The 15,053-nt window shown below is 69.7% G+C and carries 16 protein-coding genes; 6 read left to right on the top strand and 10 right to left on the bottom strand.

Annotated elements, in window-relative coordinates:
• Positions 1–50 precede the first annotated feature (50 nt).
• A complete protein-coding gene (locus EYW49_RS09205; protein ID WP_131308628.1) occupies positions 51–518 on the top strand; it encodes a hypothetical protein in 468 nt (155 codons plus the stop codon).
• 46 nt (positions 519–564) lie between these two features.
• Here the strand turns inward: EYW49_RS09205 and cls are convergent, their stop codons facing one another.
• Positions 565–2,025: a cardiolipin synthase gene (gene cls / locus EYW49_RS09200; protein ID WP_165498192.1), complete on the bottom strand. Its 1,461-nt coding sequence runs from the start codon at positions 2,023–2,025 to the stop codon at positions 565–567.
• Positions 2,026–2,095: 70 nt separating this feature from the next.
• Positions 2,096–2,965 (bottom strand): ADP-polyphosphate phosphotransferase, encoded by an 870-nt coding sequence (locus tag EYW49_RS09195; RefSeq protein ID WP_131308622.1) that lies wholly within the window; start codon positions 2,963–2,965, stop codon positions 2,096–2,098.
• A gap of 258 nt (positions 2,966–3,223) precedes the next feature.
• Between EYW49_RS09195 and EYW49_RS09190 the strand changes: the two genes are divergently transcribed.
• Both EYW49_RS09190 and EYW49_RS09185 read left to right on the top strand, forming a co-directional pair.
• Positions 3,224–4,120, top strand: coding sequence for a DnaJ C-terminal domain-containing protein (locus EYW49_RS09190; RefSeq protein WP_131308619.1), 897 nt, complete (start codon positions 3,224–3,226; stop codon positions 4,118–4,120).
• Positions 4,117–4,395, top strand: coding sequence for a chaperone modulator CbpM (locus EYW49_RS09185; protein ID WP_131308616.1), 279 nt, complete (start codon positions 4,117–4,119; stop codon positions 4,393–4,395). Before EYW49_RS09190 ends, EYW49_RS09185 begins: the two co-directional genes overlap by 4 nt.
• Positions 4,396–4,417: 22 nt before the next feature.
• Here EYW49_RS09185 and EYW49_RS09180 read toward each other — a convergent pair whose 3' ends face one another.
• From EYW49_RS09180 to EYW49_RS09145, 8 genes are all read right to left on the bottom strand, one after another.
• Positions 4,418–5,263, bottom strand: a complete 846-nt coding sequence (locus EYW49_RS09180) for a GNAT family N-acetyltransferase (RefSeq protein ID WP_131308613.1) — start codon at positions 5,261–5,263, stop codon at positions 4,418–4,420.
• A 116-nt stretch (positions 5,264–5,379) separates the two neighbouring features.
• Positions 5,380–6,630: a 6-phosphofructokinase gene (locus EYW49_RS09175; protein WP_131308610.1), complete on the bottom strand. Its 1,251-nt coding sequence runs from the start codon at positions 6,628–6,630 to the stop codon at positions 5,380–5,382.
• 287 nt (positions 6,631–6,917) lie between these two features.
• The gene (locus EYW49_RS09170; protein ID WP_131308607.1) at positions 6,918–8,414 is read right to left on the bottom strand and encodes a heterodisulfide reductase-related iron-sulfur binding cluster; all 1,497 of its coding nucleotides are present in this window, start codon (positions 8,412–8,414) and stop codon (positions 6,918–6,920) included.
• Positions 8,415–8,501: 87 nt separating this feature from the next.
• Complete coding sequence (locus EYW49_RS09165) at positions 8,502–8,801, bottom strand: MoaD/ThiS family protein (RefSeq protein WP_131308604.1); 300 nt, start codon at positions 8,799–8,801, stop codon at positions 8,502–8,504.
• Positions 8,798–9,559 (bottom strand): HesA/MoeB/ThiF family protein, encoded by a 762-nt coding sequence (locus EYW49_RS09160; protein ID WP_131308601.1) that lies wholly within the window; start codon positions 9,557–9,559, stop codon positions 8,798–8,800. Before EYW49_RS09160 ends, EYW49_RS09165 begins: the two co-directional genes overlap by 4 nt.
• Before the next feature lie 7 nt (positions 9,560–9,566).
• Positions 9,567–9,791 carry a MoaD/ThiS family protein gene (locus EYW49_RS09155; protein WP_131308598.1) on the bottom strand — a complete coding sequence of 75 codons (225 nt, stop codon included), beginning with the start codon at positions 9,789–9,791 and terminating at the stop codon, positions 9,567–9,569.
• Between the two features lie 34 nt (positions 9,792–9,825).
• On the bottom strand, positions 9,826–11,556 hold the full coding sequence (locus EYW49_RS09150) for an aldehyde ferredoxin oxidoreductase C-terminal domain-containing protein (RefSeq protein WP_131308595.1): 1,731 nt from the start codon (positions 11,554–11,556) through the stop codon (positions 9,826–9,828).
• 167 nt (positions 11,557–11,723) lie between these two features.
• Entirely contained in the window at positions 11,724–12,113 is a 390-nt protein-coding gene (locus EYW49_RS09145; protein WP_131308592.1) for a winged helix-turn-helix domain-containing protein, read from the bottom strand.
• A gap of 139 nt (positions 12,114–12,252) precedes the next feature.
• Between EYW49_RS09145 and EYW49_RS09140 the strand changes: the two genes are divergently transcribed.
• The 3 genes from EYW49_RS09140 to EYW49_RS09130 all read left to right on the top strand — a co-directional run bounded on the left by EYW49_RS09140 (position 12,253) and on the right by EYW49_RS09130 (position 15,052).
• Complete coding sequence (locus tag EYW49_RS09140) at positions 12,253–13,503, top strand: molybdopterin molybdotransferase MoeA (protein WP_131308589.1); 1,251 nt, start codon at positions 12,253–12,255, stop codon at positions 13,501–13,503.
• A gap of 110 nt (positions 13,504–13,613) precedes the next feature.
• Positions 13,614–14,318, top strand: coding sequence for an ABC transporter permease (locus EYW49_RS09135; RefSeq protein WP_407695469.1), 705 nt, complete (start codon positions 13,614–13,616; stop codon positions 14,316–14,318).
• Between the two features lie 5 nt (positions 14,319–14,323).
• Positions 14,324–15,052, top strand: coding sequence for an ATP-binding cassette domain-containing protein (locus EYW49_RS09130; protein WP_131308586.1), 729 nt, complete (start codon positions 14,324–14,326; stop codon positions 15,050–15,052).
• Position 15,053: the final 1 nt, after the last annotated feature.

Raw genomic sequence — 15,053 nt, 5'->3', positions numbered from 1 at the left:
GCTAGCCTTTGGTATGGCACGCAAGTGATTCCAAGCCAGAGAGATTTTTCATGTCCGACGCCTTGGTTCCTTACAGACGTCAGGTCCTCCACGTCTTCGTCGCCCTCGCCCGGGCCGCCCCGCACGACGCCAAACTGTCGGCGGCGACCACCCACCCGAGGATCTCGACCGCGAACTACGACGACTACCGGCGCGCCGTCCGCGAATCCTCCGAGACGCTCAAGCGTTTGCTGGCCCGAGATCTGATCACCGGCACGCTGAGCGGGCCGCACGGCATCGAGTGGGTGATGGACGCCCGCCTCTCGCCGTCCGCCGAGGCGCTTCTGGCGCATCCCGAAGCGGACGGCGGCCGCCCGCTCCTCGCGACGCTGGCGGCCGGGCTCGCCGACGGCGACGCGGCGGAGATCGACGGGCTGGCGGAGCGCGTCGTCCGGCGGCTCGCCGGCGACGTCGATCCGGAGCGGCTGCGCGGCGAGCCGGGCCACGACCTTCACGCGGACGGCTCGTCCGTCCCTTGATCCGGCCAGCACTCCGGCGCCTCCGGCGGGCGGCGCGTACCGCCCTTCAGAGCAGCGGGCTCGCCAGGCGCACGAGGTTCTCGACGAAGCGGCGGACCGGCGAGCGCGCCCGCCAGGCGATGAGATCGACGGCGACCGACCGCCGCTCGTAGTCGGCCTGGAGCGCTCGCACCGCGGCGGTCACGGCCGGATCGAACACCACCAGGGTGATCTCGAAATTGAGCCGCAGGCTGCGGATGTCGAGGTTGAAGGTCCCGAACAGGGTGGTCTCGCCGTCGACGGTCAGGCTCTTGGTGTGCAGCAGGCCGCCCTGGAACTGGTGGATGCGCACGCCGCTGGCGAGCAGACCGTCGAAGAACGACCGGCTGGCATAGCGCACGAGGCGCGAATCGACCTGTTCGGGCACGATCAGGGTGACGGTCACGCCGCGCATCGCCGCCGATTCGAGCGCGGTGGTCACCGCTTCGTCGGGGACGAAATAGGGCGTGGTGACCACCAACTCGCGGGTCGCGCCATAGGCGGCGGCGAGCACCAGACGGCGGATGTCGTCGCCGACCAGATCGGGACCGGAGGGCACCACCGCCGCGGCACCGACGGTGACCGCCGGCACCTCGGCCCAGGCGGCGAGCGGATGGACCGGCGGGGTCGGCAATTCGCCGGTCTCGGCCAGCCAGTCCTCGAGGAACACCGTCTCCAGCGCCACCACCGGCGGGCCTTCGATGCGGATCATGGCATCGACCCATTCGCCGACGCCGGCTTCGCGGCGAAAGACGTGCGGATCGACGAGGTTCATGCTGCCGGTATAGGCGATGCGGCCGTCGACGATCAGCAGTTTGCGGTGAAGGCGCAGGTCGGCGCGCACGAACAGGGCGCGGATCGGCCCGACCGGCAGCGCCGCCTCGATGCGGACCCCCGCGGCGCGCAGGCGGGCGATGCGCTCGCCGCGGAAGAACGGGCGGCTGCCGACGGCGTCGAGCAACACGCGACAGCGCACGCCGCGGCGGGCGGCGCGCTCCAGGGCGTCGGCGACGCCGTCGGCAAGGCCGCCGTCCTGCCAGATGTAGAAGATCAGGTCGCAGGCCCGCCGCGCGCCGTTGAGATCGGCGACGATCGCCTTCAGGATGGTGTCGGCGCCGGCGATGACGTCGACGCGGTCGCAGCGCAACAGCGGAATGCCCGAGGTGGCGGTGCCGAGCCGGGCGAGCTGGCCCTGTTCGACGGTCAGAGCGGCGAGGTCGCCGAAGGCTCCGGCCGGCAGGGCGGCGAAGCGCGCCAGGAACGGCCGATGGCCTTCGACCATGCGGCGCAGGCGCAGCCGCCCGAGCGGGCGCTCGCCGACCAACACGTAGAGCAGGAAGCCGCCGACCGGGAACAGCGCGACCAGGAGGATCCAGGCGAGGCCGGTGCTCGGGGCGAGGTTGTGGCCGACCACCCGCAGCGACACCGTGAGGAACAGCACGGTGTGCAGGCCGAGGAAGGCATATTCGAGCGTCGCGGCATTGGTCATCTCGACCTCCCTCCGTGCCATCGCACCGCGAGCGCCGCCGCTCGATCGACGGCGCCGTCCGCGCGCACCGTCACGACACGAGGCGGGCGCGGATCGCCTGAAGGGCCGCCCGGCGTTCGGCGTCGACGCTCGGATAGCTCATCTTCAGCCCGACCATGGCGTCCAGCACGATCTGCGACACGATCAGCCGCGCGGTCGGCTTGTCGTCGGCCGGCACCACGTACCACGGTGCTTCGCGGGTGCTGGTCGCCGACAGACAGCGCTCGTAGGCCTTCATGTAGTCGTCCCAGAAGGCCCGCTCGGCGACGTCGGCGTCGCTGAACTTCCAGTTCTTGTGCGGGTCGTCGATGCGCTCGAGGAAGCGCTTGCGCTGCTCGTCCTTCGACAGGTGCAGGTAGAATTTGATGATGTGGGTGCCGTTGCGGTGGAGATGGCTCTCCAGATCGACGATCGAACGGTAGCGATCGGCCCACAGGTCGCCGCCCTTGCGCGGCGCGTCGGGGAGACCTTCGCTCTGCAGGATCTCCGGGTGGACGCGAGCGATCAGCACCTCCTCGTAATAGGAGCGGTTGAAGATGCCGATCCGCCCCCGTTCCGGGAGATCGCGGGTGGTGCGCCACAGGAAGTCGTGCTGCAGCTCGGCCGGGCTCGGATGCTTGAAGCTGAAGACCTGGCAGCCCTGGGGATTGACCCCCGACATCACGTGGGCGATGGCGCCGTCCTTGCCCGCCGCGTCCATCGCCTGAAAGATCAGCAGCACCGCATGGCGGTTGGAGGCATAGAGCAACTGCTGTTGCGCGCTCAGCCGCGCGACGTGGTCGGCGAGGGCCGCCTCGTAATCGGCTTTCGAGCGATGGACCGGATCGATCCGCGTCGGCCATTTTTCGAGGTCGACGCGATCCCCTTGGCGCACACGGAAGTTCTTGGACTTGATCTTCATGGTGGTCCTTTCCAGGCCGATCACGGTCGAGGGTCCGGCGTTTCCGCCGATCGGCCGCGCCGAGTCGCGCATTCTACGCGCAAGGGCACCGATCTCCGTCACCGGCGCGTAGATTCCGATCCTGTCGCCGCCCGACGCCGCGGCTTAGCCTCTCTCCGGCGGGACGAGCGGATCCGGCCGGATTCGGTCGGCCGATCGGGCCTGCCCGGGTCGTGGCGCGACGGCTCGCGGCCCGCTCGCGCGCAGAGAGGTGTTCCCTTGGACGATCCCTATGGCACGCTCGGCGTGGCCCGCGACGCGAGCCAGGACGCCATTCGCCGCGCCTACCGCAAGCTCGCCAAGCAGCACCATCCCGACCTCAATCCGGGCAAGCCGGAGGCCGAGGCGCGGTTCAAGAAGATCACCGCGGCCAACGAATTGCTGTCCGATCCGGTGATGCGCGGGCGTTTCGATCGCGGCGAGATCGACGCCGAGGGTCACGAGCCGCCGCCGCGGCCGTCCTATCGCGACTACGCCGAGGGCGACGCGGGCGCGCGCTACGGCGGCACCGACGATTTCGCCGACATGTTCGGATCGATGTTCGACGAAGCCCGACGCAAGGGCGGCGGGCGCCGGCCGGGACGCGACGAACTCTTCGCCCTCACGGTCGACTTTCTCGAGGCCGTCAACGGCGCCACCCGGCGGCTGACCTTGCCCGACGAACGAACGCTCGACGTGGCGATTCCGGCGGGCACCGAGGGCGGGCAAGTGCTGCGGCTGCGCGGTCAGGGCGCCGAGGGGCACGGCGGCGCCGGGCGGGGCGACGCGCTGATCGAGGTCCACGTGACGCCGCATCCGTGGTTCGTGCGTGACGGCGCCGACATCCGGCTCGATCTGCCGGTGACGTTGGCCGAAGTGGTGCTAGGCGGACCGATCGAGGTGCCGACGCCGGGCGGGCCGGTGCGCATGCGCATCCCGCCGCATTCCGACAACGGCACCAAGCTGCGGCTGCGCGGCCGCGGCGTACCGGCCCATGGCGGACAACCCGCCGGCGACCTGCACGCCACCTTGCGGGTCCAGATCGGGGGCGCCGACGCGGCGCTCGACGCGTTCCTGAAAGATTGGACGCCGGAGCATGCGGTCGACCCGCGGCAGGCGATGGAGACGACGCCATGATCGATATCGACATTCTCGTCATCCGCGAACCCGGTCTGCTGCGCCAGGACCTCGAGCGCTGGATCTCCAACGAATGGGTCCGGCCCGACCGTTCCGAAGGCCATGTGGTGTTCCACGACATCGACGTCGCGCGAGTGCGACTGATCCGCGAATTGCGCGACGATCTGGCGATCGACGAGGAGGCGCTGCCGCTGGTGCTGTCGCTGCTCGACCAGATCTACGACCTGCGCCGGCATCTGCGGATGGTCGGCGGCTTCACCGGCGTCGGCGCCTGACGGCGGGCGTTCGTCCGGACCTTCAGCCGAGTTCGAAGCTGGAAATGCCCCAGATCTCGGCGAGCGGCAGCGCGGGCGCGGGGCCGCGATACATCCGCGCCGTCTCGAACACCGGCGCGAGGCCATGGCGTTCGGCGAGCGCCCGCGCCGCGGCATTGGGCTCGGGCGGATCGATCACCAGGGTGGTGTCGCCGACCGCACCGGCGAGCGCCACGAACAGGGCCTCGGCGACGACCGGCGTCTCGGCGTAGAGCGGGCCGATCTTGTGGCCGACGCGGGCGGGACGCACCACGCCCCAGCCGCGGATGCGGCCGTCCTCGACGAAGATCCGGGCGATGCGTCCGCCGCCGCCGTCGCACCAGGCGGTGACGAAACCCGCCCGTTCGGCGCCGAAGCGCGGCGCATCCCAGGTGATCAATGCCGGCAGGTGCGCGGCCGTGACCGCGGTCACCCCGGGCGGGGTGACCGGCGGCAGGTCGACGCGGCCGGCGTAGCGGATGTTGCGATGGGCGAGCGCGAAGCCGGAGCGGCGGTAGTTGTCGAGCTGCGCGACGACGCCGTCGAGACCGACGGTGCGGGCGCCGGCATGGGCGAGCCCGGCCTGCCAGGTCGCCCAGCCGAAACCGCGGCCGCGATGGGCGGGCGCGCAGATGTAGAAGCCGAGGAAGGCGAAGGCCTCGTCGTAGGTCACCACCGAGATCCCGGCGACCGGCTCGCCGTCGAGGCGGGCGAGGTGAAAGCCGTCGGGATCGCTCGCCCGGAACGGACCCGCGTCGCCGAGGCCGGGGTTCCACCCCTCGAGGGCCGCCCATTCGACCAGCAGGTCGACCTCGGCGGGGGTGGCGGGGGCGATTGCGAGCGGCGGCATCGGCGATCCTCGGGCGCGGGCTAGAACCCGCGGCGGCGGGTCGGAGGCGCAGCCTAGCATCGCCGGCGCGCGCCGCGCCTGCCCGGATGTTCGGCAAGTGCCGCCGTCGCGCCGGTTCAGGAACAGAGGCGCGGGGCGGGTGCCGTGTCCTGGGTCGGGGCGGCGGCGGCTTCGCGCTTCGGCACCCGATTGGGGCGCAGGAGATACATGTCGGGCATGCCCGAGCCGAGCAGCGGCCGCAGGTAGAAGCGGAAGGCGTCGGTGACGCCGGTGTTCGACGGGGCGATGAAGGCGTCGTCCATGGTGCGCGTGCGGCCGCCGACGTCGGCGAGCGGCACCAGCCCGTAGTCGACGGAATAGAAGCCGCGGCGCCGGATGGTCACCGAGCCGTCAAGCCTACCGCGCACCCCGTATTGCACCGCTTTTTCGCCGACCTCGCGCGCCTCGTGCTGATCGACGTCGGAGACGCAGCCGACGAAGGAGCGCTGGGCATAGCCGAGGGTCAGGCCGCTGACCTCGGCGATGCCGAGCTGCGAGCGGACCTCGTGGGCGAGCAGATCGGCGAGCGTGCCGGGCGCCGCCGGGTGACCGCCCGCTGCCACCGCGCGCGCCGCCAGATCCTCGACGATCGACCGGCCGGCGGCGTCGCGGATGCCTTCGGAGATCGCGACCACGCAACGCCCCTTCTCGGCGTGGATCGACCGCACCTCGGCGAGGAAGTCGTCGAGGACGAAGGGCCGTTCCGGTAGATAGATCAGATGGGGGCCGTCGTCGGGATATTTCTTGCCGAGCGCGGAAGCCGCGGTCAGGAAGCCGGCGTTGCGCCCCATCACCACCACCAGTCGGACGCCCGGCAGCGCCCGGCTCTCGAGATTGACGCTCATGAAGGCCTGGGCGACGAAGCGCGCCGCCGAGGGGAAGCCGGGGGTGTGATCGTTGCAGGCGATGTCGTTGTCGATGGTCTTGGGGATGTGGATGCAGCACAGATCGTAATTGGTGCGGCGGGCTTCGCGAGCGATGATCTCGACGGTCTCGGTCGATTCGTTGCCGCCGATATAATAGAATCCGCCGATCTCGTGCGCCTTGATCACCCGCAGCATCTCCATGCAATACTTGTGATCGGGACGATCACGGGTCGCACCGAGGGCCGACGACGGCGTATTGGCGACCAATTCCAGGTTCTGCCGGGTCTCGCTGGTCAGATCCGAGAAGTCTTCGTCGATGATCCCGCGGGCACCGCGCATCGATCCGTAGATCTGATCGATCTGATGACACTTCCGAGCCTCCAGAACCACGCCGACGATGGATTGGTTGATGACGGCCGTCGGGCCACCACCGAGAGAGACCAGAATTTTGTTGTAGGACATGTCGGTATTCTTCTCGGGTGTCATATTTGCAGGAATGGAACAAATTGCGCGTATCGATCGCTTTTCGCGCAGGTAATTCCATCGTGTACTCAAATTTCATTCGGGTTTTCACGGGAATTCAGCATAAGGACCATCGGTCGGTCAGATCAATACGAAAAATGCAACCCTCGACCCGCGACTTGCCTCGCGGCGGGCGTTGCCGGCGGTCGGCGGGCCATGGCGCAGCCGGGTTCGGCCGCGCGGCGACGGTGCCGGCGCGGGGCCTACGAGGCGGGTCGCGGGGGGGCTCACGGGGTCGGGCGACCGCCCTCTCCGTCCGTGGGCGGCGGCGTCCCGGGCGCGGCATCGGCGGCGCGATAGGCCGCCGCCAGCAGTTCGACCGGGTGGCTGACCGGATGGGCGGTCATCTGCTGGAACTGGACGCGGCAGCCGAGGCATTCGGTGACGACGCGGTCGGGGGCGGCCGCCTCGGTGCGGGCCATCAACCCGCGGCCCATGGCGAGCGAGGCGAAGTGGAAGGTGGTCTTGTAGCCCATCACCCCGCCGAGGCCGCAGCAGTCGTCGGAGCGGCCGACCGTCTCGACGCGGGTCGCCGGTACCGCCGCCAGGAGCTCGGACCAGGGGTGGCCGATGCCCTGTTCGCGCAGGTGACAGGGCGGGAAATAGGCGAGTTTCTCCGTCGAGATCGCCTCGACCGGGCGCAGTTCGCCGGTGCGGGCGAGATCGCGCAAGAATTCGCCGAGCTCCCAGGTGTGCGACGCCACCGCGATGCGGCGTTTCGCGTCGAGGTCGGCGAAATAGCCGTCGTCGAGGCCTTCGCCGGCATAGGGGCGCATCGCGATCTGGTTGAGGATCCAGGTGGCGTGGAAGCCGGCGGCGGCCGAGCTCACCCGCCCGGTCGGCGCCAGAGCCTCGGCTTCGAGCCGCGCCTTGACCCGGGCGACGTCGCCCCCCTCCTCCGCGAGCATCTCTGTGACCGCGGCGCGACGCTCGGCCGAGAAGCGGGCGTTGTGGGCGAGCACGCTCTTGAAGGCGTAGCTGCAGGTCGGACAGGCGGTCACCACGTCCCAGCCGTCGGCGATCGCCGCTTCGAGCACCGGCAGATTGGTTTCGGCCAAGCGGTGGGTGAAGTCGCGGTCGCCCTCGAGGTAGGTCGGCATGCCGCAACAGGTCTGGGGCGGCATCCACACGGTGATGCCGTTGGCCTCGAGCACCTCGACCGTGGCCTTGGCGACCTCCGGGAACATGTGGCGAGCGGTGCAGCCGACGAAATAGGCGACCTTGCGGCCGGTCGCCGGCCGCTTCTCGGTGAGGCCTCGGCGCTCGGCCCAGGCGTCGAAGTTTTCGGGCGGGAACACCGGCAGCTGCCGATCGGGGTGGATGCCGAGCAGGCGCTTGAGCAGGCCGGCGAGCGGCTTCACCGCCATCAGGGCATTGGTCACGCTCGGCAGCGTGCCGCACAGGCGGCCGACCAGACGGACGTCCTCGACCAGCCGCACGCCGAGCGGCAGACCGTCGCGGGCGACGAAGGCGTCCTTGGCTTCGCGGATCTTCAGCTGGACCGAGGCGCAGGGGCACTGGCCGCAGGCGTTGCACATGTCGATCAGTTCGGCGAGCTCGCGGTCGCCGGGCTCGGTGCCGTGGGCGCGGCTGCGGTCGGCCAGCATGTAGAGGCGCGGGAAGAACTGGCAGGGCGCGTCGTCGAGCAACTCGCGGCACTGGTCGCAGTTGGCGCACAGCATCACGACGCTGCGGGCGATCGACTGGGGGGTCTCTGGCGACATGGCATCGGCCCTGGAGAAGAGGAATCGACGGCGTCGACTTCACCGCCCGGAGGCCCCTGTCGAGGCCGAGAGCGGCAGCCGGCGGCCTCAGTCGCGGTGGCGCTGGTAGATCCCGAGGCAGAAGCGGTGCGGTCCGGGCACACCGGGCGGCACCAGCGCGACGCGGTCGCCCGGGCGGATCACCGCGTCGTCGACGCCGATCGCCTTGTGATTGACGAACAGCGATTCGACCGCGGCCTGGGGAACCTCCAGCAGGTCCAGCAGTTCGGCGCCGCCGACCGGCACGGCGAGCGCCACGAGATGGGGCGAGGCCCAGCCGCGGGCGCGGAATTCTCCGGCGAGATCCATGAAGCCGACGACCTCGATCGCGCTCGCGGGATTGGTCATGGCGTCGCCCCCGCGGCCGGATCGGCCTCGGTGTCGACGAGGTCGAAGCTCATGTCGAGGAGATCGACGGTCAGCATCCGGCGCACCAGCGGTTCGCCGATGCCGATCACCAGTTTCAGCACTTCCGCCGCAGCGAGGGTGCCCAGCACGCCGGGCACCACGCCGAGGATGCCGACCTGGGCGCAGGTGCGCATGCGGCCCTCCGCGGGCTCGTTCATCAGCGACCGCAGTCCGGGATTGCGGAGCCTGTCGGGGCCGATCTCCCAGGGCTTCAGCACGGTCAGCCAGCCGTAGAACTCCTGCACGCCGGCAGTAACCAGTGGCTTGGCGAGGCGCTCGCAGGTGTCGGCGAGGAGGAAGCGGGTGGGATAATTGTCGACCCCGTCGACCACCACGTCATAGGCGGCGACGAGTCCCGCGGCGTTGTCGGGCGCGAGGCGCAGCGAATGGCGCTCGACGGTGACGGTCGGGTTCAGTCGCGCGATGGCCTCGGCGGCGCTGTCGACCTTGGGGCGGCCGACGTCGGCGGTGGCGTGGATCACCTGGCGCTGGAGGTTCGACAGCGAGACGGCGTCGTCGTCGACGATTCCCAGGGTGCCGATGCCGGCGGCGGCGAGATATTGGAGGATCGGCGAGCCGAGGCCGCCCGCGCCCACCACCAGGACCCGAGCGGCCTTCAGTTTCTGTTGGCCCGGACCGCCGACGTCGCGCAGGACGATGTGGCGGGCATAGCGTTCGACTTCCTCGGGCGTGAACATCGCGGGTTCATCCCCCGCCGACGAGCGGGAAGACCGACAGGGTTTCACCGGCCGCGAGGACACGGTCGACGTCCACGTGACGGGCCCGGACGAACATCATCCCGACCTCCGGCTCGTCGATCTCCAGCGAGCGCAGGACGTCGGCGACGGTGGCACCGTCGGCGACCTCGCGGGTCGCGACCTTGAAGCGGCCGTCCCGGAACGAGGCGAACAATTTGATGGTGATCAGCATGTTCCCTCGATCCGGTCGGTTCGCAGCGAGGCGATCAGAAGTTCCAGAAGGTCGCCAGTTCCTTCTGGTCCATGTCCCAGGTGACGTCATGGGGCGCCAGGGGCTCGAGCTCGAAGAACTCGGGCAGGCGATCGGTCTCCGGCCCGAGGCCGGCGGCGAGATTGAAGGCATGCTCGACCTTGAGGACGTGCTTGCCGAGCGCCACCACGTCGTCGCCGGTGAGCGACAGGCCGTAACGGGCGTTGAGCATGTCGACCACCGAGCCGAGGCACTCCGGGATGTCCAGCGCCGGGAAGGCGATGAACAGGCAGAGGCCGGTCGAATCGACCGCCGCGGTGGCGATCTGCAGGTTGCGCGACAGTTCCACCTGACCTTCGTTCTTGAGCGGATCGACCTTGCCGCCGACGTTCAGGATGTTGGTGGCGATGGCGTAGCCGGCGGTGTGGTCGGCACCCTGGGTGGTGGTGGCGTAGGTGACGCCGATGCCCTTGATCGGGCGCGGGTCATAGGCGGGGATCGCCTGGTTCTTGACCACCGGGATGCGGGTCAGACCGAAGGCGCGGCCGACGTGACCGGTGCCGCCGCCGAGCAGACGGCCGAGCGGCGTCGCCTTGGCGATGTCTTCGCGCAGAATCTGGAGCATGCGCTTGCCGTCGCCCCAGGGCAGGAGCCCGGCTTCCATGGCGACCGCGAACATCACCGGGGTCTCGATCGAGTCGACCCCGAGGTCGTCGAAGACGTTGTCGATTTCGGCGATGACGTCGAGGTCGGTGATCAGGCCGTCGGCGCCGAGCGCCCAGATGGTCTCGTATTCGAAACCGGACGTGAGGTACTTGCCGTCCTTGTCGTTGTAGACTTGGCTGCACTGGATCTGGCAGCCGATCGAACAGCCGTGGCTCGGCTCGCCGCCGCGGGCGACGATGTTGTCGTACATCGTCTCGCCGGAGAAGGCGTCGTGGTTCTCGCACTGACCGCTGGTGAAGTTCTTGGTCGGCAGGCCGCCGGCTTCGTTGATGACGTTGACCAGCACCGCGGTGCCGTACTTCTTCAGGCCCTGGCCCGACACCGGATGATCGTTGAGCGTCTTGGTGAAGGTGAGGTTGGCCGCCTTGAACTTCGCCGGATCGGCGAGCTTCAGCGCCGCGCCGCCGGTCGGATCGACGGCGATGAACTTGATCTTCTTGGAGCCCATGACCCCGCCGAGGCCGCCACGGCCGAAGCTGCGGATCTTGCTCTCGGGGTCCTTCACCGAAATGTTCGAGATCGCCATCAGGTGCTCGCCGGCCGGGCCGAGGGTGATGACCGCGAAGTCTTCGCCGAGCCGCTCGTTGACCTTCTCGACCACCGCGAAGGTGCCCATCCCGAGGGTCTCGGTCTCCGGGCGGATCTCGACGCCGTCCTTGGAGACCACCAGGGAATACCAGGTGTCGCCGGCCGGTTGGCCTTCGATGACGATCGCCTTGATGCCGAGGCGGGCGATGATCCGCGAGGCGGTGCCGCCGGCGGAGCTCTCCTTGATGCCGCCGGTCAGCGGGCTCTTGGCGCCGCACGAGAAGCGGCCGGCGTTGGAGGCGGCGGTCCCGGACAGCAGACCCGGGGCGAAGACCAGCTTGTTGTTGGGGCCGAGCGCGTGGGCGGTCGGCGGGACTTCCGCCGCGACGATGGTCGAGGTGAGCGCACGGCCACCGAGGCCGGCCCACGCTTCCGGAACGGGCTCGATCTTGACCGACAGGTCGGTCATGTTGACGCGATAGATCTTGTGCATTTCGAACTCCCGTCTCGGGTCCTCGCTCGCGGTCGCCCTCGGCGACGAAGGCGACGCGGCACCCTTGTCGAGACGCATTGAATGCTTCGGCGATCCGGAAAACCACTTCGCACGAGACATTATTATGCCGTAGGAATCACAACCGGCGTCGGATAAGTTTCGCCCGGTCAGTCCTTCGGAGGCGGCAACGACCTTGCGGAAGAGGCCAGATCCGCGTCGTTTTCGCCGGGATTCGTCCAAGCATTCATCGCTTCCACGTGAGGTGTCGCAATTCGCAACACTTCGGTCTCCATCGCCCGGTACCGAGCTATGATGTCGCGCCCCAGATCGGTCAGTTCCGCGCCGCCCAGGCTGCCGGTGGTTCCGTTGACCACCGGGCGGCCGAAAGCCTTGTTCATGTGGTCGATCAGACCCCAGGCGCGACGGTAGTTCATGCCCAGGACGCGCGCGGCGGCAGAAATCGATCCGCTCACCTCGATTTCCTCGAGCAGTCTGACCTTGCCGTGTCCTATGCGCGTGTCGGTACTGATCTTGAGTTGGAGCCTGAGCGAGACCATGCCGTCCTCCGTCGGATTCGATGGAGACCTTAGCCGATCGAAGGGACCGCGAGAACGTCCGTGAAACCCTGAGCTTGTTTATCTTCCCCGTAGTCGACAAGGGTCGCGCTCGCGCCCACCGACCCACCGGAGCCGATGCATGGTCCAACTCAGCAGCGATACCTTCGCCTTCGGCGGTGAGTTGATGTCGATCGACACGGCGATCGGCCTGATGGTGGCGCGCATCCCGCCGGTCGCCGAGGTCGAATCGGTGGCGCTGGCGGAGGCCGAGGGCCGTATCCTCGGCGCCGCGGTGGTCGCGCCGATCGACCTGCCGGTGTTCGACAATTCCGCCGTCGACGGCTACGCGGTGGCCTTCGCCGACCTCCTCGAGGGCAACGAGACGGTGCTGCCGATCGCCGGCCGGGTCGCCGCGGGCGAAGCCGCCGGTACCGCCTCGCGCGGCTGGGCGACGCGGATCTTCACCGGCGCGCCGATGCCGGCCGGCACCGACACGGTGTTCATGCAGGAAGACGTGCGGCTCACCGAGGCCGGCGAGGTGGTGTTGCCGCGCGGCCTCGCGAAAGGCGCCAACGCCCGGCCGGCCGGCGAGGACATCGCCCGCGGCACCCTGGCGATCGCCGCCGGGCGCCGGCTCGAGCCGCGTGACGTGGCGCTGCTGGCCGCCCTCGGGCTCGATCGGGTGTCGGTGCGGCGGCGTCTCCGGGTGTCGGTGTTCTCGACCGGCAACGAGTTGCGCGAGCCGGGCAGTGCCCTCGGCGAAGCGGCGATCTACGATTCCAACCGCTTCGCGCTGATGGCGCTGATCCGCCGGCTCGGCTGCGAGGTGCGCGACCTCGGCATCCTGCGCGACGATCGCCGGGCGATCGAGGCGGCGATCGGCGAGGCGGCGCACTCCTCCGATCTGGTGGTGACCTCGGGCGGGGTGTCGACCGGCGACGAGGACCACGTCAAGGCGGCGATCTCGGCGGCCGGCTCGCTGGTGTTCTGGCGATTGGCGATCAAGCCGGGCCGGCCGGTGGCGATGGGGCTGATCGGCGGGACGCCGCTGGTCGGCCTGCCGGGCAATCCGGTCGCGGTGTTCATCACCTTCGCCCATGTGCTGCGGCCGCTGATCCTGGCGCTCGCGGGAGCGACGCCGAGCCCACCGATGCCGGCGCTGGTCACCGCCGACTTCGCCCACGCCAAGAAGGCGGGGCGGCGGGAATATGTCCGGGTCACCCTCGAACGGCGCGGCGCCGGGGTGATCGCGGTCAAGTACCCGGTGGACGGGGCCGGCGTGCTCACTTCGCTGACCCGTACCGATGGTCTGGTCGAACTGCCCGAGGCGCTGACCCGTGTCGAGCCCGGCGACACGGTCGCCTTCTACGACTATCGCCATCTCGCCTGAGGGCGCGGGCGAGGCTACCCCGACGCAGAGCCCTGCGCCGGAGACGATCGTCGCGGTGCCCCCTGCCCGTCCGGGCCGCGGGGACTGCCCGGAACCACGAGACCGAGACCATGGACGGTGGCGCCACCCTGACGACGATGACCGCGAGCCTGATCCGCGCCGTGGATCCGGCCTTTCTCGGCATCGTCCTGATCTCGCTCAAGGTCACTTTGACCGCGGTCGGCTGTGCCGGGCTGGTCGGCTTTCCGCTCGGTGCCGCTCTGGCGCTCGGCCGCTTCCCCGGGCGCTCGCTGCTGATCGTCGTCACCAATGCCTTCATGGGCCTGCCGCCGGTGGTGGCGGGGCTGGCGGTGTTCCTGCTGCTGTCGCGCTCCGGGCCGTTCGGCGGGCTCGGGCTCCTGTTCACGCCGGGGGCGATGATGGTCGCCCAGTTCGTGCTGGTGCTGCCGATCATCGTCGCGCTGACCCGCCAGACCATCGAGGATCTGTGGCTCGAGTATCGGGATCAATTGACCTCGATGGGCGCCGATCGGCTGCGGGCGATCCCGACGCTGCTGTGGGATGCGCGCTTCTCGCTGGTCACCACGCTGCTCGCCGGGCTCGGCCGAGCCAGCGCCGAGGTCGGGGCGATTCTGATCGTCGGCGGCAACATCGCCGGCTTCACCCGGACGATGACCACCGCGATCGCGCTCGAGACCTCCAAGGGCGATCTGCCCCTGGCGCTCGGTCTCGGCGCGGTGCTGATGTCCCTGACCTTCGCGATCAACGGTCTGGCCTATGCGGTGTCGCGCCTCGGCGCGCGGTATGCGGGATGACGGCGATGCGCGAAACCACGTCGATTCTGCCGCTGACCCTCGCCGACGTGACCTGGGCGGTCGACGGCCGGACGTTGCTGACCGTCGCCGCCGCCGAGATCCACAAGGGGCGCCGCACCGTGGTGCTCGGCCCGAACGGCGCCGGCAAGACGCTGTTCCTCAAGCTCTGTCACGGGCTGATCCGGCCGACCGCCGGGCGCGTCGCCTTCTCGGGCAGCGGCGGCGACGCCCGCGCGCCCAAGCGCCACGCCATGGTGTTCCAGAAGCCGGTGATGCTGCGCCGGTCGGTCCAGGGCAACCTGCGCCATGCGCTCGGCCTCGCCGGCGTCGGCTTCTTCGACCGGCGCCGGCAGGTGCCGGCGATCCTCGCCGAATTCGGCCTCGCCGAACTCGCCGGACGGCCGGCGCGGGTGCTGTCGGGCGGCGAGCAGCAGCGATTGGCGATCGCCCGGGCCGCGGCGGTCCGGCCCGAGCTCCTGTTCCTCGACGAACCGGCCTCGGCCCTCGACCCGACCGCGACGCGCCAGATCGAGGAGTTGCTGCTGCGCCTCCACGGCGAGGGGCTGACCTGGGTGATGACCACCCACGACCTCGCCCAAGCCCGCCGGCTCGCCGACGACGTCCTGTTCTTCCACGGAGGACGCCTGCTCGAGGCGGCCCCCGCCGCCACCTTCTTCACCGCGCCGCGGACCGAAGAGGCCCGGGCGTTCCTGGAAAGCCGCCTGTTCTGGTGAC

The organism is Siculibacillus lacustris, from assembly GCF_004328075.1.
GTDB classification, from domain to species: Bacteria; Pseudomonadota; Alphaproteobacteria; order Rhizobiales; family Ancalomicrobiaceae; genus Siculibacillus; species Siculibacillus lacustris.
This window is presented reverse-complemented; position numbering and strand designations above follow the sequence as displayed.

Bases quoted from the DNA above. Each gene is read 5' to 3' on its own strand.
- EYW49_RS09205 (WP_131308628.1), top strand. From the start codon at position 51: ATGTCCGACGCCTTGGTTCCTTACAGACGTCAGGTCCTCCACGTCTTC.
- EYW49_RS09160 (WP_131308601.1), bottom strand. From the start codon at position 9,559: ATGTTCACGCCCGAGGAAGTCGAACGCTATGCCCGCCACATCGTCCTG.
- EYW49_RS09185 (WP_131308616.1), top strand. From the start codon at position 4,117: ATGATCGATATCGACATTCTCGTCATCCGCGAACCCGGTCTGCTGCGC.
- EYW49_RS09155 (WP_131308598.1), bottom strand. From the start codon at position 9,791: ATGCTGATCACCATCAAATTGTTCGCCTCGTTCCGGGACGGCCGCTTC.
- EYW49_RS09175 (WP_131308610.1), bottom strand. From the start codon at position 6,630: ATGTCCTACAACAAAATTCTGGTCTCTCTCGGTGGTGGCCCGACGGCC.
- EYW49_RS09135 (WP_407695469.1), top strand. From the start codon at position 13,614: ATGGACGGTGGCGCCACCCTGACGACGATGACCGCGAGCCTGATCCGC.
- EYW49_RS09170 (WP_131308607.1), bottom strand. From the start codon at position 8,414: ATGTCGCCAGAGACCCCCCAGTCGATCGCCCGCAGCGTCGTGATGCTG.
- EYW49_RS09195 (WP_131308622.1), bottom strand. From the start codon at position 2,965: ATGAAGATCAAGTCCAAGAACTTCCGTGTGCGCCAAGGGGATCGCGTC.
- EYW49_RS09165 (WP_131308604.1), bottom strand. From the start codon at position 8,801: ATGACCAATCCCGCGAGCGCGATCGAGGTCGTCGGCTTCATGGATCTC.
- EYW49_RS09145 (WP_131308592.1), bottom strand. From the start codon at position 12,113: ATGGTCTCGCTCAGGCTCCAACTCAAGATCAGTACCGACACGCGCATA.
- cls (WP_165498192.1), bottom strand. From the start codon at position 2,025: ATGACCAATGCCGCGACGCTCGAATATGCCTTCCTCGGCCTGCACACC.
- EYW49_RS09140 (WP_131308589.1), top strand. From the start codon at position 12,253: ATGGTCCAACTCAGCAGCGATACCTTCGCCTTCGGCGGTGAGTTGATG.
- EYW49_RS09130 (WP_131308586.1), top strand. From the start codon at position 14,324: ATGCGCGAAACCACGTCGATTCTGCCGCTGACCCTCGCCGACGTGACC.
- EYW49_RS09150 (WP_131308595.1), bottom strand. From the start codon at position 11,556: ATGCACAAGATCTATCGCGTCAACATGACCGACCTGTCGGTCAAGATC.
- EYW49_RS09180 (WP_131308613.1), bottom strand. From the start codon at position 5,263: ATGCCGCCGCTCGCAATCGCCCCCGCCACCCCCGCCGAGGTCGACCTG.